Origin of the sequence: Alkalihalobacillus phoenicis (assembly GCF_047302405.1) — a bacterium.
Lineage (GTDB): Bacteria > Bacillota > Bacilli > Bacillales > Bacillaceae_D > Alkalihalobacillus.
The window spans coordinates 1-26,136 of sequence record NZ_CP154853.1 but is presented as its reverse complement, the minus strand read 5'-3'; the positions used below and the strand labels follow the sequence as shown (position 1 = coordinate 26,136).

Sequence of the window (26,136 nt, the reverse complement as noted above, 5' to 3'; positions counted from 1 at the left end):
ATATTAAATCATATCTATGGCTCTTTTCCCCACTTGCCTTTTAAACAAAACTACGAATTAGTTCTTTTCTATCTTTCTTTCATTTCACCAAACTTTTACAAACAAATCTATTAACATTCTAGTAAAATTATTAGATAATAAAATAGTATAATAGAGTCTTTACTCACATTAAAAAAGAACTATACAGGAGGGACTACAAAACAAATGTGGACTAAAAAAATCGGTGCATTCATTATTGGTCTAATAATGGTGACATTTCTTTTTACGGGTGTTCAACAAGCTAGTGCTCATTCATTTACGACAACAGAAGTTAATACGGTATTTAAGGATGCCCTAGAAAGACAAATCGCACTAAAAGGCCAAACAGATAAAAAATATGATATGTACATAAGAGCAGATGCTTTAAATGTATCTGGTTCAACAGGAACGATAAAACAAGGAACTAATGGCCAGTCCACACGCTGGAACCTACGTGGTGGTCCAGGTACGACCTTTTGGATTATTGGGCAAGTAACTTCAGGAGAAAAAGTAAACATAACGAACACTGTCCAAGGAAACGATGGATTCACCTGGTATAAGATTCAATTAAATAAAATGTGGGTAAATGCCAGTCCAGAGGATATTGAGTATTACTTAAACCCAAATAACTTCTCTAATGACTCCTCTCATTTTTATCAATTTTTAGACTTATCGACAGGAGCGGGCGTTCAAGCATCTGAGTTAAATAAAACCGTCCTCGCTAGCAAAGGAATTTTGACTGGTCAAGGACAAGCGTTTATAGAAGCAAGCAAAACACACTCTATTAATGAAATCTATCTAATCTCACACGCATTGTTAGAGACTGGGAACGGTCATTCAGAACTTGCACGTGGAATTAATTATAACGGCCAAACGGTCTATAATATGTACGGCATTGGTGCTTTTGATGGCTGCGCAAAGTCATGCGGGGCAAAATATGCATACGACCAAGGCTGGTTCACACCTGAAAAGGCGATTATAGATGGCGCCAAATTTGTTGCCCGAAATTATATTCATAATGGACAAGACTCTCTTTACAAAATGAGATGGAATCCGGCTAATCCAGGGCATAATCAATACGCAACAGATATCGCGTGGGCTATTAAACAAACGGGAAGAATTGCTAATTTATATTCCTCCATTTCAGGTCATACGTTAAGTTACAACATTCCCGTTTATAAAGAGCAACCTGGAACACCACCTGAATATGTGCATACAGGCAACCCAGAACCAACCGAAATCACTCGTTATCCAGAAGGTATTATTGGCACAACTACTACTCGTGTCAATTTTAGAAATGAACCAAATACAACCGCCCAATCCTTCATTCGCACTTTAGACACTCAGACAAGAGTTCAGGTGCTCGGTATAAATTTTAATGGCTGGTATGAAGTTAAAATCGGCCGTGCAACAGGTTGGGTATCTGGTGAATATGTTAGTCTGCAAAACCTATACCAAATTTCGACCTCTTCAACTAGCCTAAATGTCCGTGCTCAACCAAATGGTGAAATTATCGACAGTGTCAAAAAAGATGAATATATTACAGGCGTCCTACAAAAAAACGGTCAAGTTCATACAAACAATTCATGGACACAAGTCGATTATAACAAGCGCACGAGTTGGGTAAGTAGCGACTTCTTAAAAAAGGTTGGTCAATAGCTTCAGTCAGCTATCAAATAAATCATGAAATCAACACGCAGGACATTCCGGCAGATTAAATCGTTTTAAGTTTAATTGCAACAGCTGGTATTTCCTGCGTGTTTTTATTACCTGAGTGATTAATAATGAAATTTGCATTTATATCGATTTAGAGTAAGTATTATTATGAAAACGCGAGCTTTGGCGGATTAAGGTGCTTATAATCTCAGATTGTTATGGAATCTCAAATTCCTCTCATTTACGGTACTTATTAAACCGAATTAGGAATGCAAATCCACACTCCTTCCAATAACGTTATGAATAAGGTACAATCCGTATTTAATATTGTTTATACTCTCCAAAAACACTGTAAAAATTCAACAAAAAACCGTTCCCTAACTCACCTAAAACGAATGTGAGCTTGGAAACGGCTATTAATCTTTTATTTCATTTTCATAAATCCATATTTTCTTTTGCCAATATTGCTCTGACTATTCTTCTCCACACTGCCTTCTGCTTGTGATTTATTTAAGACGACAATCACTGTTTTGAGGAGAAGCATGATATCTAACCAGATCGAATAATGACGAATATAATATAAATCGAATTTTAGCTTACGCTCTGGACTTGTTGTGTAATTACCAAGCACTTGTGCATACCCAGTAATACCAGGCTTTACAGAATTACGGTAGTTAAACCATTTGTTTTCCTTTTGAAATTGTTTAGCAAAAAAAGCTCGTTCTGGTCTTGGCCCAACTAAAGACATATCGCCGCGGAAAACGTTAATTAATTGTGGCAATTCATCAATTCGAGTTTTGCGCATAAAAGCTCCGATCTTTGTGATCCGATTGTCCTTACTCTTTGCTAAGACAGGACCTGTTTTCGCTTCGGCATCGACAATCATCGAACGGAATTTCAAGACATTAAATGATTTTTCATCTTTTCCAACTCGCTCCTGTTTGAAGAAAATGGGACCACGGTCTTCTAATTTGATCAAAATTGCCGCAATCAGCATCAAAGGCAATGTGACTAAAATCATAACGGCTGAGACAGATAAATCGAGCAGCCTCTTAATGATTTCTTGACCATTTGTTAAGTTAAAAGGTTTCACTTGAATAACCATCGAATCCCCGAGTGTTGTCACAGATGATTTCATCACAAATAAATCATTCATATTCGGAATAACATACGCTAATTTATTTTGCTTCATTGCATAATAAAGAATTTCGTTTTTTCTTTTTTCCGTGACAGCCGAACCGACAAAAATATGGCTGTACGGAGCTAATTGTTGTCCTAAATCCTTCAATGATGCGAGGCTGTGAATTCTCACTAAACCTTTTTTGCTTGTTGTTAATTTTGACGCAACAAGATTATCGGTCATGAGCTCATACTCATCCTCATCACCAATAAAAACAGCTCGATCCTTAAATTTCTTACTTGTCATCTTCACATAAATCATTTTCCAGCCTAACATTAACCAGAAAGCAAAGAAGTGTGACATAAGAATAACGGAACGTGGTAAAGCAAATTCACGGAATAAGAATGATGCAGCTGTCGTAAAAATAAACATAAAACCAACTGTAACAATTAGTTTACGGACAACATCGTATTTATCCTTTAAAACGAGACGATCCAATTCAAACGTATATATTAAAAAGACCCCAATCAACAAAACCCAAGGAAACAAACTAATAAAAGCATCAATATTTCTCTCTTGGATAACACGATAATTAGAGGCAATCACAAATGAAATCGTATATGAAAATAAAATAATTAATATATCAACTAGAACTACAGAAAAACGCGATGTTTTTTCTGGAAATATATTTGGCATATAAAAACCCCTAGCATATATAGAATATATAGTCTAGGAGTATTTTAACATAAAAATATAGTGATAAGACAAAAACTTTTAAATTTCGTTACTTTTACAAGTTAACCAGAAAAATCCATAGGTCTTTTTTAAACTATTACACTCATAAATTTATTATTGATTAATAGCCTTTAAGCCATCTTTAATTTTCGTTGTTGAGATTCCAGCTGTACGTGGTAAATAGACAACCTCACATTGCTCTTTTAAGAAGTCAAATTTGCCTTCCCAATCGTCTCCCATAACAAAGATATCGACATTATGGTCTTTTACATCATGAACTTTTTGCTCCCAATTATCTTCGGCAATCACTTCATCGACATAACGGATAGCTTCTAAAATCATTTTACGATTTTCAAAGCTGTGGAAAGACTTTTTATTTTTAATCGCATTGAATTCGTCACTCGAAATCGCCACAATTAAATAGTCACCTAAGTCTTTTGCACGACGTAGTAAGTTTATATGTCCCCAATGCAATAAGTCAAATGTTCCGTAAGTGATAACTTTTTTCATTTTCGCATCCTCCTATTACCATACATATATTCATCTATATTATTAAGAAATTATTTTAATTGTTAACGAAATGTTAACTTCCTAATTTAAGATTATAGCATAGATAATATATATGGAACAGATTTTGCGACAAATTCCCTAAAAATAACAGAATTATATAGAGTTTAACGTTATATATAGCCTAGCAATGACTTTCATCATTAAAATAATTAAAAAGAACAATATATATATTGGGATTAAAGATAAACCTGTTATCCATTCAAAAAGAACGAGAATTAATAACGTTGCATAAAAACCTGGTAAACCAAGTAAAAAGCCTACAATGGTAAAGAAAAAAGATTTTGCCCTGATTTTATTTACAGGGTCTTGCTCCATACCCTCGTTTATAGTGATTTGATATGAAAGTGGAATCAGCAAGGACATAATGGAGACAACAATTAATACATAGAGTAAAATACTTTCCAGTACACTTAAATGTAAATAGCCCCTTAAAACAAGCAAGGACATAACAAATGATATAAACACAGGTATTGTCGCTGCTTGTATTAACATATCAATAAAAAAGCCCTTTTTTGAAGTATTTCCAGTTAGTCTTGCAATTTCTCCATCTACACAGTCAAATAAATAGCCTAAATTATACGACACAAAAGCGATGATGAAGGCAAGTGGAGTTGAAATTAGCATAAAGAATCCAGAGAAAATGATTCCTAAAAAACTCAGCCAACTCACCACATTTGGGGTCAGCTTTAGTTTAATAAACAAAAGGGTCACATAAATCGAAAGGCGCCTGAGCACAAACCATGACCACAAATCCTCTTTTGCACTATAAGTTTGTGATTTCTCACGGTAGGAAATAATTTTCTTTGTATCAAAAAAAGTAGTAGGCAGCTTGCCCATTTGCGATTTCATGTGAACACCTCAATGGTTATACTTTTCAATAAATAATTCACTGTTTCGTTTCTCCAAATAACTGATGAACCACTCTTTTACTCACTTGTCCGTTATCTAGATAACAAAAACGATTAAAAAAGGCTTGAAATTTCTGTTCGTACTCGGCCTTCTCGCCAACTTCTCTGTAAACTTTCTTGGAGTTATGATCTTCATTTTCATTAAAGCTTTTATTCAATAATAACTTATTAATCCAAAGTGCCACTTCATCGGTTGTATCCACAACGGGACCTGGAGCTTCTTGCTTTAGATCAAAATAAAATCCACGTAATTTATCCTTGTATAACTCCATATCATATGTGTAAAAGATCATTGGTCGCCTTAAATTGGCATAATCAAAAAAGACAGATGAATAATCCGTTATTAAGAGATCCGATACTAAATACAAATCGTTAATGTCCTTATAATTTGATAGATCATAAACAAAATGTTCATATCCAGTTAACTCTATAGCATTGGATATAAAATAATGTAGCCTCAATAATATGATACAATCTTCACCAAATTGGGCTTGTAATTTATCCAACTCTAATTTCAATGTAAATTTATAGCTTCCTTCTGCGAAAAATTCATTATCACGCCAAGTCGGAGCGTATAAGATGATTTTTTTATCAGTTGGTAAACCAATTTTAACTTTTAAAGACTCAATATAGGCTTCATCATTTTTATTAACTAAATTGTCATTTCGAGGATATCCTTCTTCGATAACTGTTTTGTCAAAATTGAAGGCCCTCTTAAAGATTTCCGTCGAATACCGATTTGGTGAGAGTAAATAATCCCAATGGCTCGATTCTTGATGGAAGCTTTTAATATAACCTTCCCTTGTGTTGCCTGCCATATGTACCTCTTCCATATCGGCAACTAACCTTTTTAATGGCGTACCATGCCATGTTTGAATGTAAGTTGACTTTTTAGGCTTAGGTACCCATGATGGCATGCGACTGTTTGTAACCCAATACCCAGCACGGGCCGCTATCCAAAACCAGGTTAAGGATAATCTTCTAACATACGGAATTCCTTCCTTTTGAAAGTCGCTTGCCACATTTCCATTTACACTCCAAATAAGTTCATATGGATATTTATTATCTCTCATATACTCATAAATTGCTCTTGGGTTACAGCTATACTGTTTACCAGAGAAGCTTTCAAAAAGAATAACATTTCGTTTAACTGGTAAACAGGAAATCAGCCGAAAAAGAACAGTAGAAATCAATCTAGCAAATTTACTTTTTTTTAATTTAGCTAGCAAAGTGTTCATTGCTCCTTATTTTGAATTGTCTTTAAAGACTCGATCAATTATTTGTTCTGAAGCAGTTCCGTTTTCTAATGAACAAAACTTGTCATAAAACGATTCAAACTTCTCCTGATACTCTTCTTCATAAGAATCAAGATTTTCAAAAGCTGAGATTAGTTCATGCGACTCCTTTAAAAATGGGCCTGGAGCAATTTCTTCAAAATCAAAATAAAAGCCCCTAAGATTGTCACGGTACTTCTCAATATCATAAGTAAAAAAGAGGATTGGTCTACGCAAGTTTGCATAATCAAAGAAAACAGATGAGTAATCTGTCACTAACACATCCGATACTAAATAAAGTTCGGCGATATCATCATAAGAAGAGAGATTGTAAACAAAATCTTCTGCACCTTCAATATTTATTGAATCAGCAATTAAATAGTGCATTCGTAAAATCAATACATACTCATCTGATAAACGTTGCTTCATCTCTCTTAAATTCAATTTCAAATTAAACTTATACTTGCCTTTACCGTAAAATTCATCATCTCGCCAGGTTGGAGCATAAAGAATGACTTTTTTATTTGCTGGTAAACCAATTTTATTTTTAAGTTGTTGGATGTCCTCTTCATTATTTTTCTTATATAAAATATCATTCCTTGGATACCCAACATCTAATATCTCTTTATCAAACTTAAAAGCCCTCCGGAAAATTTCTGTTGAATAATCATTCGGTGAAACTAAATAATCCCACTTTTGAGCTTCATTATAAAAATTGCGTTTGTATTTTTCTGTTGTTGTACCCGGCATTCGAACTTCCTTCATATCAGCAGCAAGCTTCTTTAAAGGCGTTCCATGCCACGTTTGTAAATAAACAGTTTCTTCTCTTTTCTTAATCGCATTCGGCATTCTCGCATTCAATACCCAATACTTTGAAGTTGCTAAATAATAATAGTAAGATAAACTACCTCGCTTGACCTTTTTAGCTGAACCAGGAATTGGCTTTTCCGTATCATTTAAAATCCATATATATTCATAAGGTAAATCCTGATTTATCATTTCCTCATAAAGTGCTCTAGGATTATCCGAATAAGCTTTTCCACTAAAACTTTCAAAAATTATTTGATTTTGTTTTAAGTTTCTATTTAAAAAAAACTTACGGTATAGTTGAAGATATAGTGTACCAATTTTATTATTTATCTTTTTTCGCAATTTCTTTGACCTATCCTTTAAAGCTGCTCTTAAATTGGCTTTTAAAATTAGCAGACTCTTTTGGATTTGCATTTCACCTAAATTTGATACAAATTGTTGTAGCTGTGGATATAACCCCTCTAATAATTCAAGTCGACTCATGATTTTTACTTTTATTCGTTTTATCTTAAAATTAACTTTTTCAGGACTAAGCACAGTTAAGACCGAACTGTTTTTTCCCATTTGAGCAAACCACCCTTAATTACTTGCAGTTACTACTTTTAGTTATTCTAATCAATTAACTCGTTAAATTCTCCAATCACTCGTACTTCTCCTCTTTATAAAACCATTGCTCATTCACTTATTTTTGTAATGGTTTTTAACTGTAAGAGACAATGACAATGGTCTTACACCCTTTCCATTTGATAGAAAGAGGATCTCATAAGTACGAGGAGCTTTGAATTTGTGCTTTATTTGACGCTTACCACACTTTTATTTTCTCTTTTTATGAAACAATAGCGTTACAAGCACTATGATTTATTTTAGAATGCTATTTTTTATCTTTAACAACTTCTTTTTCACACTAAAAGGAAGGAGTTGTCTAAATTTAAATTTGGGCAATTCAAGTGGTTTAATTAACCAATCTTCATTCTCTTGGATTGCTTGATAAATACGCTCTGAATTCCGATTATCCATAAAGGTAAAGTATTCATTTCTTAATTCAGCAAATTTATCTCTTTCCTCAAATCCATTATTTATATAGTGCTCTACTGTTTTCAATAACTCGCTTGTATCATAGGCAACATCGCCGAACAAGTCATTATTAAGATCCATATAAGTTCCTTCATACTCTACATACTTATCTTTATCAAAATGAAAGAACACACAAGGTTTCTTAAGATAAAACATTTCCCAAATAACACTAGAGTAATCAGATATCATTAAGGAACTTTGCATAATCATTTCATCCATTGGTACTTCTAAAAAACCAAACTTCTCAATATTAGGGGAATCAGTTTCAAACAAATCAATGTACTCGCGAAACTTTGGATGTAAGAAAAACTTTAATTTAATATTATGTTCTTCTAATAATGCATGCAATTTTTTTGAAGAAAGAAATTCATTATACTTCTGATAATATTCACTATCCTTGAACTTTGATTTCTCCATTCCATCCATCCATGTTCTCCAAGTTGGCATTAGGAATATTTGTTTATATTCAATTTCCTTCGTTTTGTCTTTCAGTCCATCCCATCTTGCTAGTCCTGTGGCGGCAACTTCAGACTCATCATAACCCCAATCATTAATTATCATCTGTTTCTCAAATTCAGAAGGAGCTATTACCAAATCGAACACGCCTCTATTTTTATGGAAGTCCCTAACTTTCTTCAAACCATTTACGCCATGTTGTAGGTAAACAAGCTTTTTATGAGTTAATATTTTGGCTAATCTGCTTTTCTTTAGTTTAAGATTATAACTGTTACGTTTCGTATCAGATGAGATTAACAGTTGGGACGCGAACATATAAACAAAATACTTAAAAGACATAAAGTAGATCACTTTATCTTTCTTATCTTTTAAATTTTTCATTTCAGGTGAATCTTTCCGAATAATGTAATAAAATTCATCGTGCTTCTTATTCTTATAAACATAGTCAAAGAAGTAATAGCCACTGTCATGAGCAGATAGTGATAACTTTTCAAACGCTAACCAGATATTCCTCTTCTCATAATGCTTAGAAAACAGCTTAACAAAAAAATATGCTAAGTTCTCCTTCAACAAATAGTATCGGTTCTCGTAATATTCTTTCTCTCTATAAGTAAACGAAAGAGCATTTGAAAGGGTAATATACGGGTAGATAATATCCTTATCATTTACATTAAATTGATATTTTGAAATCGTTACGTTAACATCCTTGATTATTCTCTTCACGACAGAATTGATCTTCACAAAATGCTCTTTGTTACTCTCGATTACACCAATATATAAATCCCAATATAATGGATATAAATCAGATTGAACAAGATCTACACTAGTTCTTATGACTGTTTTTCCGTTAAATTCACTTACTACCTCTGTTGCAAAGCTTCTTTTATCAATAGTATCTTTATTTCTTTGAATTAAATAGAAAGAGCCAATTTGAAAGTTATTCATGTACGGTGAAATGACTCTAATATCTAGCTCTACTTTATTTCTCTTCATATTAAAGTTAATAACACTCAATTTAATATTAAATTTTTCTGTGACTAAATTAGAAACATTATTTTTCACCAATGCCAGCTCATTATTCTGAGTTATATAGACTCTAGAACGCTGTTTATACGTAGAATTATTAGTAAACTCTTGCTCAAATGGTTGAAAGAATCGAAATGGTCCCTCTAAAGAATTATCTTCAAAATAATGAAGATGATAACTTATCGTATTTTTATAATCATTAATCAGATAAAAATCACATCTTGCTGTATTATCATTTTCTAATACATCTAACAAAGAGCTGAAATCAAAGACGAAATGTTCCCCCTCTCTTCTCCCCCTAGTGTAATAAACTTGTGCTTTTTTTCTAAATTTCAGGAGTAGAAAGGGGGAATGACTTGGTAAACTGTTTATATCTTCTTGATTTATATGAAAGCTTAATTTAGTGCCATTCACTTGTATATTTTTCACAGACAACTTCTCTTTATTCGCCAGATAACCAACATGAAAATTGTAAGCCGTCTCATCTATATAATCATATACAAGTGCACTGTCTTTAAGAGCCCCTTCTTTAAGGTTTTCTACAACAACCTGTTCCTCCGTTGTTAATAATAGAACTGCTCTTTTTACATTATTGATAGACACATTATGAAAGAGCACTTGTCCTGTTCTGCCGTTGATTTCACCTATCTCATAGCTGTTATCTGTTAATAACTTTACGAGCTTGATTCCATCTAAATTATCCAATTGTAATATTAAGCAATCGCCTTCGTATGAGTCTAAGCTAAGCATGTATCTATCATTCGAAACCAATTGTTTCGATTGATTTATTAATGCGATGTATCGATCTTTATTTGTAGTAAATGATACACGAAAGACATGGTCATTCTTTACAATAATTAATTCAATTTCAAATAGACCCGTTGTGTATTGATTTGAAATCATTAACTCACTGTCATTATTTTTTATTGGAATCAATTGTTGAATTTTCGTTTCTTTCTGCGTAGCAATTATTAGAGCATTTCTCCAATCACCAATATTTACTTTAGGTAAGGAAATACTCGTGTAGGCTCCTTGTTCACGAATTATTTTATTATCCTCATAAATAATAGGAGCGTGAGCCAAGCTCTCAAAAAGTTCATTCACGTGTATGAACTTAACATACATACGCTCGTTATCCAATAATATGATCCCAGGTAAAGAACCCGTAAAAGGAACTATGGCCTCTTCTTGAACTTCATATGAAATAATCTTATCATCCCCGTTCAATAAGATAATTTCATAAAAAATATTAGTTGGAAAATTCCCTTGAATATCGAGAATAAATGCTACTCTGTCATTTTCTATTTCTCTTTTTGTAAAAGGTACTTCTTTTTCTGCCACTTGGATAAATTTCACATCTGACGCTATTTCCTTAGATAACAAAAATACACACTGTCTGCGTTGAGAATCCACTTCGACAAAATTCATTTCCTCACCCTACTTTAGTCTTTTAATAACATCGAATATTCTCTTTGAATTATTATGATCAACGTATTGAAAATACTCGTTATGAAGTTGCTCATACGCTGGCTTCATTTGAAAATCATTATCTGCATACTCATTAATTAATCGAATCAAAGTGTCAATGTCTAATGCACGGTCTCCAAATAATTCTTCTTCCATTTTAATATAACTACCTTCATATTCATTATATTTCTCATAATCAAATTGGAAAAATGCTACTGGTTTTTTTAAATAAAACATATCCCATGTAACAGAAGAATAATCACTTATCATCATGGAAGCTTCCATGATTTCTTCGTTTACTTTTATATTTTGGAATTCCTTTAATTGAACATGCTCATTCCCCAATTTAAATTCAACTATATATTCTTTGAACTTAGGATGAAGGAAGAACACTAATTCCAACTTATAACGAATTAAAATCTCCTTTAGTTCCTCGGAATTCAAAAAGTTGATATAGTTAAGGTAATAATCTGTTTTGATAAATTCCTCTTTTGGCATTCCTTCTATCCATGTTCTCCAAGTTGGCATTACAAAAATCTTCCTTCGTTCTTGACTCAAGGATTTATCAAATAATTTATCCCATCTAGAAAAACCTGTAACAGCAATCTCATTCAGTTCATATTTCCAATTTTGATGAATGATCTCCTTTTCTATCTCTGATGTAGCAATAACCAAACTAAAATTCCCTCTTCTTTTTGCCTTTTTAAATACATTTGATTTCTTCAATGCAGTAACACCATGTTGTAAAAATACACTACGTTTGTTCGCGATCTTTTTTGGTACTAAGCCTGATCTAACTCTTAAATTATATACATGTCGTTTATTCTCTGATGAAACTAACAAATTACTGGCAAACAGTAGAACTAAATATTTGAATGACATGAATGGCACAACTCTGTTACTTTCTCTACGCGCCTCTTCATAATCAGAAGAGCTTTTGTCCAATATATAATAAAAATGATCATGTAGCTTATTCTTATCTACATATTGAAAGAATGCATACCCGTTATCCTGTGCAGTGGAAGAAAATTTTTCAAACCCTATCCAAATATCTTTATTTCTAAAATAAATTGGCTTTAAAGCAATATATGTGAGGTAAGCTACTTTTTCTTTTAACTTGGTTAGTTTGTTCTCATATACTTCTTTATCTCGCATCATAAATGCAATTTCATTTTTTAATGTTATATAAGGGTACATGATCTTATGATCTGTAAATACTGCATAGCTAATATAATTTTTGTTTATTTTTCGCTTTAACTTGTTCGTGGCACTAGTCACTTTAATTAAATCGGTATTATTATCCTCATCTATACATGTAACAAATACATCCCAATATAACGGAAAAAAATCTTTATCCCAGTCGACATCATAGGAAGCACTAACTATACAAGTTTCCTCATTTTGCATTTGAATATTGGGCTTATCTAGTATAATTAATTTTGAAACATCTTGGGACCGAAGTTTTATTGTGATATTCTCAATAGTTAGAGCCGATTTTGTTGTTACTTCAATAGCTATAGTAAAGCCATTATTTCCGTTTTTCCTCAAATTGACCATTTTCGTCTTTACTTGATTCTTCTCTTTAAATACTGTAAAGCCTGTCGATTTGAACAAAGACATAAAGTTATTCATAGTTGTGTAAACAATCATAGAATCTTCATCAATTTGTTTAAACATATGTATTTGCTTTTCAGAACTTTCTCTACATAATTTCAACTTTGCTCGAATTGAGTTGTCATTTGTAAGAAATTCCGCCCAAATATCCCATCTACCTCTTTTTAACTCCTTTACCCAATCTTGATCCATTTCAATACCAATTCTCGTGCCTCTAATTTGAAAAGAAATAGCTATTCTTTCTTTGTTTTTTCTTGAAATAAGAACAATTTCTGTTAATTCACTTACAGTTAACTGATTGTCTAATAAGTTAAACCATAGTGTATCTTCATGTTCTTGGTCTTTGAATAAATTTCCAATCAATATTTCCCTTTTCTCATTGAAAGGCACAGATTCAAGGAACTCTTTTTTAGGCGAATTAAATAAACATAAGTTATTCCCTTCAAAAAATACACCTATATAACTATCTGTATTATGATTAATGTTCCCCAATAAATAAGTCTGATTCAGTTTTGTTGGGTTACCTTGAATGAAACTGTCTATTAAAAGATAGTTTTGAAAAGTATGTCTGACTTTAAGGTGCCATTTCCCATTCTTAACAGCGTTTAAAAGTTCAATATTAATAACATTATTTACACAATGAAAAGACAGTCTTTTAATTTCTGCATTCTCTTCATTGACAGCATAAATTTCCATATCCGTCGAGATACTTACATGCCCTTGTGCAACTTCTAATAATAGTTGTTCACCTTCTATTTTGGCATTCGTGATCCCTATTTGACCAACTAATGGGTTAACAGAAGGGGAAACTTTACTTTTATTAAGAAAAACAATTTGCTCATGACTACTTTCTATCCTTAGCTGTTCATTACTGAACAAATAATGGCTGGTGCTACTTAACTTAACATCATTCATATATAACGAATAAAAACGATTTTCTTCTAATTGTTTTATCGGATTAATAATAATAACTTCTTCTATTTTATCTTTGAAGCTAAGCTTTATTTCATTATTCAAATCATCAATAAGTTGGATACTATTCACAACGACATCAGCTAACTTTTTAACTTTTATTTGCTCTGAATCCACTGATAATACTTTTATTTTTTGTCCCAATTCCCAGTACCTCCAATAGGGGTTTATCTCTTCCATATCTTCAAAATCCGTATAATCTATCGTCATTTTTCACTTATGTTAATATACCATAAAGCCATCAAAACATGCACTCCATATCATAATGAAACAACCTTACCATCTTTAAAATGAGTAAAGGACTGCCCTCTTAAGGCAATGTTAATGCCCTTAGGAGAGTAGTCCTTTTAGTTATAGTATATTACAATAAGACGATAGAAGTATGCCGGAAGAATGACCAATCGAATATTATTCGCCGCCAATACCAGGTAATGGTATTTCGGCCGCTAAGTCAACATACTCTACTAGTTTTATTACTCTCAACTATCTCACAAATTGATTAGCAATTAAATGTTCTAAATAATTTACTACGTCATCTTTTAAATCTTCTCTTTGTAAAGCGAAGTCGATAGTAGCTTTAATAAAACCAAATTTATCTCCTACGTCATATCTATTGCCTATAAAATTATGTGCATAAATAGGTTGAATTTCACCTAAACGTTTAATTGCATCTGTTAATTGGATTTCCCCACCTGCACCAGGTTCTTGATTTTCTAGGATAGAAAAAATCTCAGGCGTAAGAATATACCTTCCCATAATTGCATAATTGGATGGAGCCTTTTCTTTCTTAGGTTTCTCAACTAAATCCGAAATTTTCATTGTATTCGAAGCTGTTCCCTCTAGGATTGGAGCTACAATACCATATTTTGAAACTTCATTGTCGTTTACAGCCTGTACACCGACTACAGATGATTCAAATTCGTCAAACACTTCAATTAATTGTTTTAAGCATGGCTTGTCAGATTGAACAATATCATCACCTAGCAATACAGCAAATGGTTCATTACCAATAAAACTTTTTGCACACGATATCGCATGCCCTAATCCATTTGGTTCTTTTTGTCTTATATAATGGATATTAACCATATTAGAAATTTGCTGAATCTCTTCAAGCATCTCTAATTTACCTTTTTTCAATAAAGTTTCTTCTAATTCATATGATTTATCAAAATGATCCTCTATCGCTCTTTTCCCTCGACCACTTACAATCATAATATCCGTAATTCCTGATGCAATAGCCTCTTCTACAATATACTGGATAGTCGGTTTATCAACGATCGGCAACATTTCTTTTGGTTGTGCCTTTGTTGCTGGTAAGAACCTTGTACCCAATCCCGCTGCAGGAATAATCGCTTTACGAACTTTCATTGCATAACACACTCCTCACCAAATAACTAAGTATTTCTTAACTTTGCCCAATATAGTCTTCTTTATTAAAACCGTTACCACAAGACTAATTTTTCCATCTATTATTTTGGACGATCTATTTCGAATTCTATATGTTGTTATAAAAGTCAATCATTTCATTAATTTCACCTATACGTAACACTTCACCCTTCTTTAGTACCATCGCTCTATCACAGATTTTTTTTAAAGGCTTCAACTGATGAGATACGATAATGATCGTTTTGCCTTTTGCTTTTAGCTTTAATATTCTTTCATAACACTTCTCTCTAAATTCTTTGTCCCCCACTGCCAGGACTTCATCAATAAGGATAATATCTGTCTCAATATGGACAGCGATCGAGAATCCTAATCGTGCTTTCATCCCTGACGAATAAAACTTTACAGGCGTATCAATAAATTCTTCTAGTTCAGCAAATTCAATAATATGAGGAAGGATCTCGGCAATCTGCTTATTATTTAACCCATATATGGCACAATTCAATTTTATATTTTCCCTACCCGATAAATCTCTACTTAAGCCTGCACTTAACTCAATTAAAGGCATAATCGTTCCGTTCAGTTTGATTTCACCTTTATCAGGAAAAATAACACCTGATATGACTTTAAATAAAGTACTTTTTCCCGCACCATTTTTCCCTATAATCGCATAGGCTTCTCCTTTTTTAACCGAGAAGCTAACATCCTTTAATGCCATATATTGTTCTAATTTTTTTTCTTTCTTTATATTTGATATGAAAACACCTTTCATCGTCTTATCATATGCTTTTTTGAAAACTTTATATACACCATGGACTTCTACTGCATTCATATTAAATCACTTCTCCCATCCTTTTACTCATTCGATCGAATAGTTTCCAACTAATGAGTAGAAGAACTACTATAAAAATAATTGTATATCCAATCCATTGGATAGACACCATTTCTATTCCCTCTCCGCCATAAAATACATTATGGTAAATCGTAATAATCGTGGCCATCGGATTTAGCATATAAAGATTGTGATATTGTCCTGGAATAATATGAAGTGGATAAATAATTGGCGATAAGTACATCCAACCTCTTATTCCTAAACTACTTACAAACTCAACATCTCGGTAATATACACTTATTGCCGATAATAATAAAACGACACCTAACACTAAGAAAAATTGTAACACAATAGCAAGAGGCAAAATTAAAACGGAAGTGAAGTGAAATGCCCCTACAAATAATGAAAACACCGTAATTAATGCTAGGGAGATAAGAAGATTTACCAAATTTGTTGAAACAACTGTCAATGGAAATAATTGCCTTGGGAAATAAACCTTTTTAATTAAAGTAGCATTTAAGGCTAAGATTTTTGTTCCCCTTACAACCGAGTGATTGACAAACATCCACGGTATTAATCCTGAAATAAGAAATAATGGATAATTATCCATATCAAACTTTGCTATAAAGGAAAAAACTATGGAATAAATAATCATTAACCCGATTGGTTCTAATAATGACCAAAAATAACCTAAAAGTGTGTTTCTATATTTTACCCTTAATTCCTTTCTCACTAAAAAAGCAAGTAAGTATCTATATTTTATAATTTCAAACATTTTACCTCAACCTAACTAAATAGTTTAAAAAGCTCAGTAATCCCTAATTGTCCAGAATTTACGATGAAAGAAAGCCAAAAAAGACCCTAGCCCTCTAAAGAAATGTAAACAAAAAAACGTGAGCATACTAAGCCCTAAATATTTAAAGCCTTTTTCGATAGATAATTGTATACTAACAACAAAAGTTAATAATATATATAATATAAACAGTCCACCAAGAATATATAAATACATCATGTTAAAAAAACTAAGTACAATTAATAAAACTCCTAATAAAAAGGCAAACAACGGTAACAATTTCAGTTTGCTAAGTGACCCAGGTGTTACTCGGTTCGCAACCATTGACCATAAACCATCATTAAAAGACTTTTCGATCAGACCTTTCATTGAATCACGTACAAAATAAGTAGAACGAATGTTTGTAGACAAGAAAAAACGACCTCCCGCCTTTTGAATCCTTTTATGAAATTCAATATCTTCGTTTCTCTTTAAATCTTCATTAAAGTAACCTACTTCTTCAAAGATCTCACGTTTATAGGCCCCATACGGAACGGTATCCACATACCCTTGCCAATCTTTTTTTAATGTTCTAAACTTAGATTTTCCTACTCCAAAAGGGTGCGAATAAACATATTCATTAACTTCTCCTTGAAAGCCCTTGCCTTTAGATTCGATAATACCACCCACACAAGTCGCGTTTGGTTCTTTCTTAATCATCTCTTCGTACTTAATTAAAAAGCCTTCATCGACTTCCGTATGCCCATCAATACGTAGAATATAACGACCTTTAGCTTCTTTTATACCGATATTCCATCCAGGAGGTAATGTTTTTTTCTCATTGATAAATACATCTACACGTGGCGAACTTTCCTTTTTATATCGTTTAGCAATTTGTAGTGTGTTATCTGATGACATGCCATCAACAATAAGAATCTCATAATTATCATTCGGGAAATCTTGGTTCACAAGTCTTTCTAACAATCGTTCGATGTAGTTCTCTTCATTTCTTGTTACAACTAGTACTGTAAATAATGGTCTTTTTAAAGGTTCTATTGAAGATTGACTCATCACTTTCACCACACTCTTTTTTTAAACTAATCTTAGATATTTTCATAAAGCTTCATATATAGTAACCTATTCTATATATGATGTAAATAGAGTGATAAATTATACACACTTGTCCAAACTTTCCCGATTTTATCTTAAAAATAATGGTTCACAAAGACAGAGCTTAAGTATAAAATCGCAAAAGGTAGATAATTTAATTAAAGAACAATCCTCTTCATATAATAGGCTTCATTTTCAGAACGAAATTTGACCCAAATAAGGAGTAAATAGTTATGCAAAAAAAGAAAAACTTGTTTCTTAAAGATATTGTTGAAATTTCGCCAAATATTACAATGAGCGAAAAGCATTCGACCTTCCATATAAATGGACAGCTAAATTTAAATGAAAAGATATCAACCGAAATTTCCTTTTCCCTTATGAATCATAAAACAAACCATGAATACAGCATGAAAAGTCAACTGACTAAATCTGATAGTAATAGTAGCACTTACAACTTCGAAGCTTTTCTTAACCTTGATGAACTGTCCTTTGAAACTCAAGATGATTATTTTTCTATCATCGTTCATGTGGAAGAAGTATATTATCATCATTCACAGATGGTTGCATTTCAAACAAACAAGCGATTTAATGTACTGAACGATGATACCATTATATATTTTGAAGAAGTTGGTTTAAGCAAAACCTTTCAATTACTAAACACCCAAACTTTCTTTTCTAAATATGAGCATGAAGCTGAAATTCATGATGTAACCCTAGACAAAAGCACGCACCATATTTTAATAAAAGGGCCAAAAAAAACAGGAATCGTCCGTCAAATCCCCTATTCATTAGTGTTAAAAAAGAGAAAAGCCGAGGACGAATACGTCCACACCGTGCCGGATGAATCCATTCACGCCCAATGGGAAACCTCTCTTTCTTTCAAAAATTCAGACCACTTTCTAACTGAAGGGATTTGGGATTTTTATTTAGAAGCAAAAATCTTAGAAGCTCATAAAAGAGAACGACTTTCTTATCCATTAGAACAATCAACATTACCAAAGCCTTTTTTAACTGAACTCAACCATAAACTTTATGCGATTGAGTTCTATCAAACCATTAAAGGAAACCTTTCGATTAAAGTAACAGAGAGAAAAGCGTAATAGCCCTGTGGATTTTTTAGGTTATATTAGCAAAGAGAGACACCCTTTTAGGAGTGTCTCTCTTTAAACAATAATTTTTATTGATATTTAGGTACATCAAAATACATAGTGTAATTATCCATTTGGTTGTAAAGTTGATCCATAAGACTAACTTGTTTTACAGCCCAACCAATATCAGTAGCATATTGGTGAGTTGCAGGATTTCCAGGATTCCATCTCATTTTATATAGTGTATCTTGTTTATGCGTAGGGTGATTTATATAGGATTGACCTATGAATCTAGCACCGCCAATAATCGCTTTTTCTGGAGTATCCCAGCCAGCGTTATATGCATACTCAGCTCCCGCTCTTTCAGCCACTCCATCAAATGCACCAATCCCAAACATATTATAGACTACCTTTGGTTCAACTGCTTTTCCGCCAACTTCAGTTACACGAACACCTTTAGCTAATGTCGATTGACCGTGTCCTGTTTCAAGTAAGGCATGTGCAATTAAATATATTTCATTAATACTATGAGTCTCACTTGCACTTTTAAAAGCAGCACCAGTGCCTGCTAATACACCTTTACCAGTTAAAGCTTTATTAAGTTCAGTTGCTGACGTTCCAGCACTTCTTGATAATTGTAAAAACTGTAAATAATCTCGTGAATTTTTATCGAAATTATTCGGATCAATATATCTTCTAACATCCTCTCGTTTAGCACTTCTCCAAGCACCAAAGCGGATCTCGTACCAATTACCGGTTTGTCCTACTAAGTTTACGTTGTTTCCATTTGATAACGTTCCAAAAATCCAACTATTTGTATTAGCTTGTTCTCGAACATTTAACGTACTAGCAGTAACTCGACCAGTCTTTGGAAAACTACCACTACCTGTACTAATATAATCTTGGCTAACAAAAGCATTTTGATTTCTATATAAATCAGTTTGAGGATTTACTCTCATTTGTCTATCTAACATCTCATTTAAACTATAATTATAAGAAGTAGTATTATAGATTTTAATAGGACCAACTGATACATCGGCAGATCTCACAAATCCAATTCGATCAGCCACTATTACTCTATACCAATTTGTTCCGTACTCATTCACAAACGGATATGCTTCTCCATTATTAATAGTTGCAAAAGGTACTAAACTTCCTGATGTGTTGTCATAGACGGCTACATTTTTATTCGTATTAAACGTCCTATCTGAGTTTCTAAATGTGGTGTTCTGGTTTTTGACAGAGCTTCCAGTGCTAGGAATTGTATCTGACTTTCGAATATAACCATACTCATCACCGTACTGAATTCGATGCCAGTTTCCATAATCACTTACTCTTGGATAATGCTCTCCTGCATTTAATGTCCCTTTTGCTACTAGTGAACCTGTACTATTATCGTATATCGTTGTATTTCTTATAACTTCAAAATACTTATCACTAGTTTTAAATTCTTTTGTGATTGTTTTAACATCACTTTGTCTAATAAACCCAACTCTTCCCCCTAAATCTACTCTATACCAATTAGGCCCATATTCATTAATAATTGGATACGAAACCCCTTTTAGTATAGACCCAAAAGGCACTAAACTTCCTGTACTGTTATCATAAACACTAATGTTTTGATTGGGGATAACAGAGATTGCAGTTGAATTATTAAAACCATTATTTTCATTTCGCACTGAATTTCCATTATCAGGAGACGTATCGATCTTTCTCACATAACCATAACCATCTCCAAAAGAAATTCGGTGCCAATTCCCGTAATCACTTATAATAGGGAAAACCTGACCACCTCTTAAAGTTCCCACTTGAACGAGAGTTCCGCCACTATTATCATAAACTGCCACATTTCTATCTGCTTTAAAATATTTATTAAAGCTTGAAGCTATAGCCATTGTATTACTAAATGTAGCGACCGATAAACCTTTAGAAAACTCTTCTTCAGTCAATTCTTCTTCAGTTAACTCTTCTTCAGTCAACTCTTCTTCAGTCAATTCTTCTTCAGTCAACTCTTCTTCAGTCAACTCTTCTTCAGTCAATTCTTCTTCAGTCAACTCTTCTTCAGTCAACTCTTCTTCAGTCAACTCTTCTTCAGTCAATTCTTCTTCAGTCAACTCTTCTTCAGTCAACTCTTCTTCAGCCGACTCTTCTTCTATCTGCTCAGTAAATGCTTCTCCTGAAACGGTTTTCTCTAATAATAGTAACCGCTCTCCTAAAGTTACCTCAAAATAACCTTCAATTTCTCCGATTATCTCAATAATATTTTCTTTTTTAATAGTAGCGACACTTTCTAAGCTAATCGGATCATATAAATCAACATCTTCATTTACATCTATTAAATTTTCAATATGTACTTCTTCTTTGACAAATTTAATATCTTTCTCGCCATTTTCAATTACAGTAACGTTCTCATTATCTACTGTAACAAAATCACTATTCCATTTAATATAAACCGTTCCATCAACAATGTTTGCTTTAAACTCACTATCTTCTCTTACATATCCAACTAGTTCATGATTTTCATCATGGATTTCCGTTTCTGCCGATACTACTATTAAACTATTTTCTTTAGTAACTGATTTATCAACTTCAGCGATAGCAGTTAACGGTATATAAAAGTTTGATATTATTAACATCAAAGTCAGAAACACAACTAAAGACCTTGTTTTCAACACTATTTAACCCCCTATTAATAATTCATAATACATATTATACAATTTTACTATAAGACTTTAAAGATTTTTTGTAGAATTTTGTATATAAAACGAGGAATATGTTAAAAGAACCTAAAAATCCCCCTTTATTATAGAAAAAGAGGGATCAATCTCGATTTTACTAGTTCAAAACACCCAATTATTGAATACCTAAATTCCAATAATTAGAATAGTAATTATACTACTGAATAGCTTATATATCATAAAATTATGAATGCTTATACTATTTTTTCTAGAATATATAAATCTACAATTTATTGCACAAAATTATCAGTTTCAAAAAAGGTGATATGAGCTATTCCACAAATAATATAAAACGACTTACACCCATTTTGGAAGAGAATTTAGTACTATTTGATGAATTATAGTTTAATTTAGATTGATATTACCCTAATTATGATTTATATTTTAGTAAAATGTAATCAGGGAAAGGTACATTTTTAATAAGGATAAATTATCAATTAAAAGTAATGCACTTAAACGACATATGAAAGAGCTAAAACAACAAATCCCCAGCCAAGATGATGAAATCTTTGAATTATCATCTTTAACTTTTCCTAAGGATTCAAATGTAACGAAGTGGAGGATATGATGATGAAATTTAAAGATGAAAAGATATTCAAAGGTGAAAAAGAAATTAAATACCTATTTAAGAAATCATATAGAAAAACAAATGATTTAGTTATTATTTTTTCCGCATTTCCTGCAATTGGTAAAGAACCAGCATATAATTACGTTAGGACATTGGATGAATTTGATTGTAATAAGTTATATATTTTAGACGATTTTGGAGTACGAGCAACCTATTATTTATGTAAAAATAAAGACTTTAATATTGAGAGAAGTGTAATCACTCTCATTAATCAAATTGTTGAAGAAAATGGTATTAAAAATATTATGGCTTGTGGTTCCAGTAAAGGTGGATATGCAGCTCTGTATTATGGGATTAAATATGGATTTAAAGATATAGTTATTGCTTCTCCTCAGTACTTTTTAGGCGATTATCTATTAACGCAAACAAATTCACAATTAGTAGTTGAATTTATGGCTGGTAACACCACAGAAAAAGATCATAAATTCTTAAATAATATACTAAAAGATATTATTAGAAAATCTGAATATAAGCCTAATATTTTTATTCACGTTGGTAAAGGCGAATACCATTATCCAAGACATATTATACCGCTTCTGAAAGAATTAGAAAGTAATGAAAAATCATATGAGTTAGATTTAGGTGATTATGATAACCACAACCAAGTGATAAAATATTATCCAACGATTCTTAAAAATAAAGTAAGACAAATTCTAGACTATCCCCATTTAGAATTATTAATGGATTCAACTGAATATAGATTAGGTAATACAATAACAATCAAAGCAAACACGCTTAGTAAAAATGACTCTATCGCTTGGTATATCTATAAAGACAATGTGAAAATTCAAGATATTAAGTATTCTGAAAATCAAAAGCAAATTGACCTTAAACTAGATAAAATAGGCTCTTATAAAGTTAAAGTATTCGCAATCAATAAAAAGAAAAATAAAGTACAATTATCCTCAGAATTGATTGAAGTAAAATAGTATCTTAAAGAAGGTGTAGTAGTTGGATGGTTTTGAATCATCAGTTCTTAATTTCTCTGAAATAGAAAATCTAATAATCAAAAAAGAAACAAGAATAAAACTGACGGTAAAAAAAGAAGGAGTATTATTCGAGTTCTTATTGTATCGTAGAAATAATAGCAATAAAGCGATAGTATTTGGTTCTGGTGCGATTAATCGTACTAAATTACAACCACCATTATTTAACCGTTTTTCATGGATAGATAAGTTCGATGAGAATTGCATTTATTATAATGACCCAACCTTATATTTGTCTGACGATTTGAATATTGGTTGGGGTTATGGTGAAAAGGATAGACATTACCTAAGTGAAGTTGGGGAGATTTTGATCCATCTTTATAAAAAAATGAAAATCCATCCAAAAAATGCTTTATATTACGGATCTTCAGCTGGAGGATTTCAAAGCTTAATACTTGCATCCAAGTTGAAGGGTATAGCAGTAGTTAACAACCCACAAACTAAGATAGAAAATTATTATCAAGAAGTAAGCGTCAAATAGTCCCCACCTATTAAAGAGATGGGGACTAACTTATAATCTACTTATCATGTTGAATACGACAGTGAGCCGGAAGACTGTTTGACCAAGGAAGCAATTGATCAATGGCGTTTTCATCACTCACATCAATATTGGGAAGCTCCTCAAATAAGTGCATTAAGTATTGATAAGGATTGAGGCCATTTTCTTTGGCTGTTTCTACAATACTATAAGTGACAGCACTTGCCTTTGCTCCTTTCGGAGTGTTGGCAAAAATCCAGTTCTTTCTGCCGATTACAAACGGCTTAATGGATCTCTCACTTCTATTATTATCAATCTCTAGTCTACCATCCTCTAAGAAAGCCTCTAGCTTATCCCATTGATTACGGCAGTATTTGATCGCTATTCCGAGTGCACTCTTTGGTAACACTTTTGGCGTTTGCATGCGAAGCCATGCTGAAAAAGCGTCAAGAAGTGGTCGACTTTTTTCTAGACGTACTTGATGGCGGTCAGAGAATGATAAACCTTTGATTTCTCGTTCAATCGCAAAGAGTTGGTTACAGAATTTCAAGCCTTCTTTGGCTGTGACATCTTTCGACTGTTGTTCTTTAGGCAAGGCCTTTAAAGCTTCATCAAATTTTCGACGAGCGTGTGCCCAACAACCAACTAACGTTACGTTTGGAATTCCATTGTATCCAGCATATCCATCTACATGTAAGTACCCTCGGAAAGGGGATAAAAACTTTCTAGGATGTTTACTTGCTCGTGTTTGCTGGTAGTCAAACAATACAATTGGGGGACCTTCCTGTCCCGAACGATACAACCATAAAAAAGAAGTTGCCGTTGATGGTCGATCTGGCTCTCGTAGCACTTGCAGCGTCGTTTCATCCGCATGAACAATATCAAGCTTCATCAGAAATTGATACATTCGATCATAGATGAGGTTTAACCATGTATTAGCACCATAAAGAACCCAATTAGCTAATGTTTGGCGTGACAAAGAGACACCTAAACGAGCGAATTGTTGTTCTTGACGATACAATGGAAGTCCTTCTACATATTTTTGATTTAAGATGTAGGCCATCGCAGATGGCGAAGCTAGACTTTTAGGGAATACTGATTTAGGCATGGAAGCTTTAACAATAGGAGTCTCTGTACTTTCGCGTTCACAATGGCGACACGCATAGACATGTTGAACATGTTCAATGACCTTCACTTCCGCTGGAATAACTTTTAATTCACGACGTACCTCCGTCGACATTTCGTGTAGATTTCCATTGCAGCACAAACAAACCTGATCTTCTTCAGGTAATCGATACTCAATAACTTCCTTCGGAAGGTTCTCAAGTTTACTATCACGTTGACCTTTGGTTTTTTTACGTTCGTACGTAATGGTTTCAACCGTAGGTTCTTCAATCGATGGGTCAGCCGTAATTTCTACCTCATTAAAAAGAGGCAATTCTAACTGATCAGCATTTGTCTTCTCACTTGAAGTACCAAATTGGCGTTGCTTACTGAGACGGAATTGTTCTTCATACCATTTAATTTTTGCCGTCAGCTCTGCGTTTTGTTCCTCAAGTGATGAGACACGTTTTTCTAAATCTTCAGTTGTAGGTTGAGAGGTGGTTTCTGTTGTTTTCATAGCTTCATTATACATTACCTCTCATCCATTTGCTTATCATTTATTCATTAAATGACACGTTGTGCAGTAACTTTTGGATGTGCTGATTTTTGATCAATTGAAAGGCCGTCAAGTAACCAACGGAACTGACGATGGCTAATCATTTGCGGAGAAGAAGATGAATCTTCTGGCCAAGGGAACGTACCTTTTTCTAAACGGCGATAATAGAGCCAAAATCCATTATGTTCCCAGTGAAGGATTTTGATCTTATCTCGTTGTCTATTACAGAAAACAAATAAACACGGGGAAAATGGATCTAATTGAAAATTTTCTTGTACGATAGCCGCGAGGCCATCAATGGATTTTCGTAAGTCTGTATTTCCTTTTGCAAGGTAGACTTTATCAATGGAGCGTTGATTGATCATCCATGTCTCAGCACGCGTAGTACACGAGATAAATGGTCTTCACTCACATTTTCAGGAATATAGACAGACAGGTCATCTATTCTCACTTCAATGGATGTGGTGGGGAAGGTAGGGACATCAAAAGATGTCCAAATCTGGCTTGCCTCATCACTTGAATCTGAGTTTACTTCTGCCTTGATCTTCTTTCGCCAATAGTGGAATTGATATTCTGTAATGTCATCTTGTTTAGATACCCATTCTTGTATCGTCTCCCCGCTGTCTTCGTATGCCTCCATGCGTTTTTTCCACAAATCGTGTTTTTCTTTACGCTTCATAGCGACACCCTTTCATCATTATTGATTAAAGTATCGCATGGGACCAGGGTTATTGGAATGTGGGTATTATTTGACGCTTACA

Annotated in this window: 19 protein-coding genes; 4 read left to right on the top strand and 15 right to left on the bottom strand. The window is 33.0% G+C overall.

The features are described 5' to 3' along the window. The first annotated feature begins 204 nt into the window (after positions 1–204). On the top strand, positions 205–1,677 hold the full coding sequence (locus tag AA0017_RS00095) for an SH3 domain-containing protein (RefSeq protein ID WP_413378335.1): 1,473 nt from the start codon (positions 205–207) through the stop codon (positions 1,675–1,677). 421 nt (positions 1,678–2,098) lie between these two features. Here AA0017_RS00095 and AA0017_RS00090 read toward each other — a convergent pair whose 3' ends face one another. From AA0017_RS00090 to AA0017_RS00040, 11 genes are all read right to left on the bottom strand, one after another. Further along, entirely contained in the window at positions 2,099–3,490 is a 1,392-nt protein-coding gene (locus AA0017_RS00090; protein ID WP_413378333.1) for a sugar transferase, read from the bottom strand. A 153-nt stretch (positions 3,491–3,643) separates the two neighbouring features. Then, positions 3,644–4,039, bottom strand: a complete 396-nt coding sequence (gene tagD, locus AA0017_RS00085) for a glycerol-3-phosphate cytidylyltransferase (RefSeq protein WP_413378331.1) — start codon at positions 4,037–4,039, stop codon at positions 3,644–3,646. A gap of 153 nt (positions 4,040–4,192) precedes the next feature. Next, positions 4,193–4,948, bottom strand: a complete 756-nt coding sequence (locus AA0017_RS00080; RefSeq protein WP_413378329.1) for a CDP-alcohol phosphatidyltransferase family protein — start codon at positions 4,946–4,948, stop codon at positions 4,193–4,195. 37 nt (positions 4,949–4,985) lie between these two features. Beyond that, positions 4,986–6,245 (bottom strand): CDP-glycerol glycerophosphotransferase family protein, encoded by a 1,260-nt coding sequence (locus AA0017_RS00075; RefSeq protein ID WP_413378327.1) that lies wholly within the window; start codon positions 6,243–6,245, stop codon positions 4,986–4,988. Positions 6,246–6,251: 6 nt separating this feature from the next. After that, positions 6,252–7,655, bottom strand: coding sequence for a CDP-glycerol glycerophosphotransferase family protein (locus AA0017_RS00070; protein ID WP_413378325.1), 1,404 nt, complete (start codon positions 7,653–7,655; stop codon positions 6,252–6,254). Between the two features lie 294 nt (positions 7,656–7,949). Beyond that, a complete protein-coding gene (locus tag AA0017_RS00065; protein ID WP_413378323.1) occupies positions 7,950–11,075 on the bottom strand; it encodes a CDP-glycerol glycerophosphotransferase family protein in 3,126 nt (1,041 codons plus the stop codon). A 9-nt stretch (positions 11,076–11,084) separates the two neighbouring features. Further along, positions 11,085–13,844 (bottom strand): CDP-glycerol glycerophosphotransferase family protein, encoded by a 2,760-nt coding sequence (locus tag AA0017_RS00060; RefSeq protein ID WP_413378321.1) that lies wholly within the window; start codon positions 13,842–13,844, stop codon positions 11,085–11,087. 339 nt (positions 13,845–14,183) lie between these two features. Then, positions 14,184–15,068 (bottom strand): UTP--glucose-1-phosphate uridylyltransferase GalU, encoded by an 885-nt coding sequence (galU, locus tag AA0017_RS00055; protein WP_413378319.1) that lies wholly within the window; start codon positions 15,066–15,068, stop codon positions 14,184–14,186. Between the two features lie 127 nt (positions 15,069–15,195). After that, positions 15,196–15,915 (bottom strand): ABC transporter ATP-binding protein, encoded by a 720-nt coding sequence (locus AA0017_RS00050; RefSeq protein ID WP_413378318.1) that lies wholly within the window; start codon positions 15,913–15,915, stop codon positions 15,196–15,198. 1 nt (position 15,916) lies between these two features. Then, positions 15,917–16,690: an ABC transporter permease gene (locus AA0017_RS00045; protein ID WP_413378316.1), complete on the bottom strand. Its 774-nt coding sequence runs from the start codon at positions 16,688–16,690 to the stop codon at positions 15,917–15,919. Positions 16,691–16,723: 33 nt separating this feature from the next. Next, positions 16,724–17,758, bottom strand: a complete 1,035-nt coding sequence (locus AA0017_RS00040; protein WP_413378314.1) for a glycosyltransferase — start codon at positions 17,756–17,758, stop codon at positions 16,724–16,726. A gap of 272 nt (positions 17,759–18,030) precedes the next feature. On the opposite strand from AA0017_RS00040, the gene AA0017_RS00035 reads away from it, so the two are divergent. After that, entirely contained in the window at positions 18,031–18,897 is an 867-nt protein-coding gene (locus AA0017_RS00035) for an MATH domain-containing protein (RefSeq protein ID WP_413378312.1), read from the top strand. A gap of 77 nt (positions 18,898–18,974) precedes the next feature. On the opposite strand, the gene AA0017_RS00030 is transcribed toward AA0017_RS00035, so the two are convergent. Continuing rightward, complete coding sequence (locus tag AA0017_RS00030) at positions 18,975–21,536, bottom strand: SH3 domain-containing protein (RefSeq protein WP_413378310.1); 2,562 nt, start codon at positions 21,534–21,536, stop codon at positions 18,975–18,977. Between the two features lie 657 nt (positions 21,537–22,193). Here AA0017_RS00030 and AA0017_RS00025 point away from each other — a divergent pair. Beyond that, positions 22,194–23,180 carry a YqiA/YcfP family alpha/beta fold hydrolase gene (locus AA0017_RS00025; RefSeq protein ID WP_413378308.1) on the top strand — a complete coding sequence of 329 codons (987 nt, stop codon included), beginning with the start codon at positions 22,194–22,196 and terminating at the stop codon, positions 23,178–23,180. Positions 23,181–23,202: 22 nt separating this feature from the next. Next, a complete protein-coding gene (locus AA0017_RS00020; protein WP_413378306.1) occupies positions 23,203–23,718 on the top strand; it encodes a hypothetical protein in 516 nt (171 codons plus the stop codon). Positions 23,719–23,755: 37 nt separating this feature from the next. Here AA0017_RS00020 and tnpC read toward each other — a convergent pair whose 3' ends face one another. From tnpC to tnpA, 3 genes are read right to left on the bottom strand one after another with little or no spacing between them, the layout of a single operon-like run. Beyond that, positions 23,756–25,336 (bottom strand): IS66 family transposase, encoded by a 1,581-nt coding sequence (gene tnpC / locus AA0017_RS00015; protein WP_413382470.1) that lies wholly within the window; start codon positions 25,334–25,336, stop codon positions 23,756–23,758. A 47-nt stretch (positions 25,337–25,383) separates the two neighbouring features. Beyond that, entirely contained in the window at positions 25,384–25,740 is a 357-nt protein-coding gene (tnpB, locus tag AA0017_RS00010; protein WP_413378286.1) for an IS66 family insertion sequence element accessory protein TnpB, read from the bottom strand. Beyond that, positions 25,737–26,054, bottom strand: a complete 318-nt coding sequence (gene tnpA / locus AA0017_RS00005; RefSeq protein WP_413378284.1) for an IS66 family insertion sequence element accessory protein TnpA — start codon at positions 26,052–26,054, stop codon at positions 25,737–25,739. Before tnpA ends, tnpB begins: the two co-directional genes overlap by 4 nt. Positions 26,055–26,136: the final 82 nt, after the last annotated feature.

What these genes read in the sequence shown, in the direction of transcription:
- AA0017_RS00095 (WP_413378335.1), top strand. Translation starts at nt 205, where the DNA reads ATGTGGACTAAAAAAATCGGTGCATTCATTATTGGTCTAATAATGGTG.
- AA0017_RS00090 (WP_413378333.1), bottom strand. Translation starts at nt 3,490, where the DNA reads ATGCCAAATATATTTCCAGAAAAAACATCGCGTTTTTCTGTAGTTCTA.
- tagD (WP_413378331.1), bottom strand. Translation starts at nt 4,039, where the DNA reads ATGAAAAAAGTTATCACTTACGGAACATTTGACTTATTGCATTGGGGA.
- AA0017_RS00080 (WP_413378329.1), bottom strand. Translation starts at nt 4,948, where the DNA reads ATGAAATCGCAAATGGGCAAGCTGCCTACTACTTTTTTTGATACAAAG.
- AA0017_RS00075 (WP_413378327.1), bottom strand. Translation starts at nt 6,245, where the DNA reads ATGAACACTTTGCTAGCTAAATTAAAAAAAAGTAAATTTGCTAGATTG.
- AA0017_RS00070 (WP_413378325.1), bottom strand. Translation starts at nt 7,655, where the DNA reads ATGGGAAAAAACAGTTCGGTCTTAACTGTGCTTAGTCCTGAAAAAGTT.
- AA0017_RS00065 (WP_413378323.1), bottom strand. Translation starts at nt 11,075, where the DNA reads ATGAATTTTGTCGAAGTGGATTCTCAACGCAGACAGTGTGTATTTTTG.
- galU (WP_413378319.1), bottom strand. Translation starts at nt 15,068, where the DNA reads ATGAAAGTTCGTAAAGCGATTATTCCTGCAGCGGGATTGGGTACAAGG.
- AA0017_RS00050 (WP_413378318.1), bottom strand. Translation starts at nt 15,915, where the DNA reads ATGAATGCAGTAGAAGTCCATGGTGTATATAAAGTTTTCAAAAAAGCA.
- AA0017_RS00045 (WP_413378316.1), bottom strand. Translation starts at nt 16,690, where the DNA reads ATGTTTGAAATTATAAAATATAGATACTTACTTGCTTTTTTAGTGAGA.
- AA0017_RS00040 (WP_413378314.1), bottom strand. Translation starts at nt 17,758, where the DNA reads ATGAGTCAATCTTCAATAGAACCTTTAAAAAGACCATTATTTACAGTA.
- AA0017_RS00035 (WP_413378312.1), top strand. Translation starts at nt 18,031, where the DNA reads ATGCAAAAAAAGAAAAACTTGTTTCTTAAAGATATTGTTGAAATTTCG.
- AA0017_RS00025 (WP_413378308.1), top strand. Translation starts at nt 22,194, where the DNA reads ATGAAATTTAAAGATGAAAAGATATTCAAAGGTGAAAAAGAAATTAAA.
- tnpC (WP_413382470.1), bottom strand. Translation starts at nt 25,336, where the DNA reads ATGAAAACAACAGAAACCACCTCTCAACCTACAACTGAAGATTTAGAA.
- tnpB (WP_413378286.1), bottom strand. Translation starts at nt 25,740, where the DNA reads ATGATCAATCAACGCTCCATTGATAAAGTCTACCTTGCAAAAGGAAAT.
- tnpA (WP_413378284.1), bottom strand. Translation starts at nt 26,054, where the DNA reads ATGAAGCGTAAAGAAAAACACGATTTGTGGAAAAAACGCATGGAGGCA.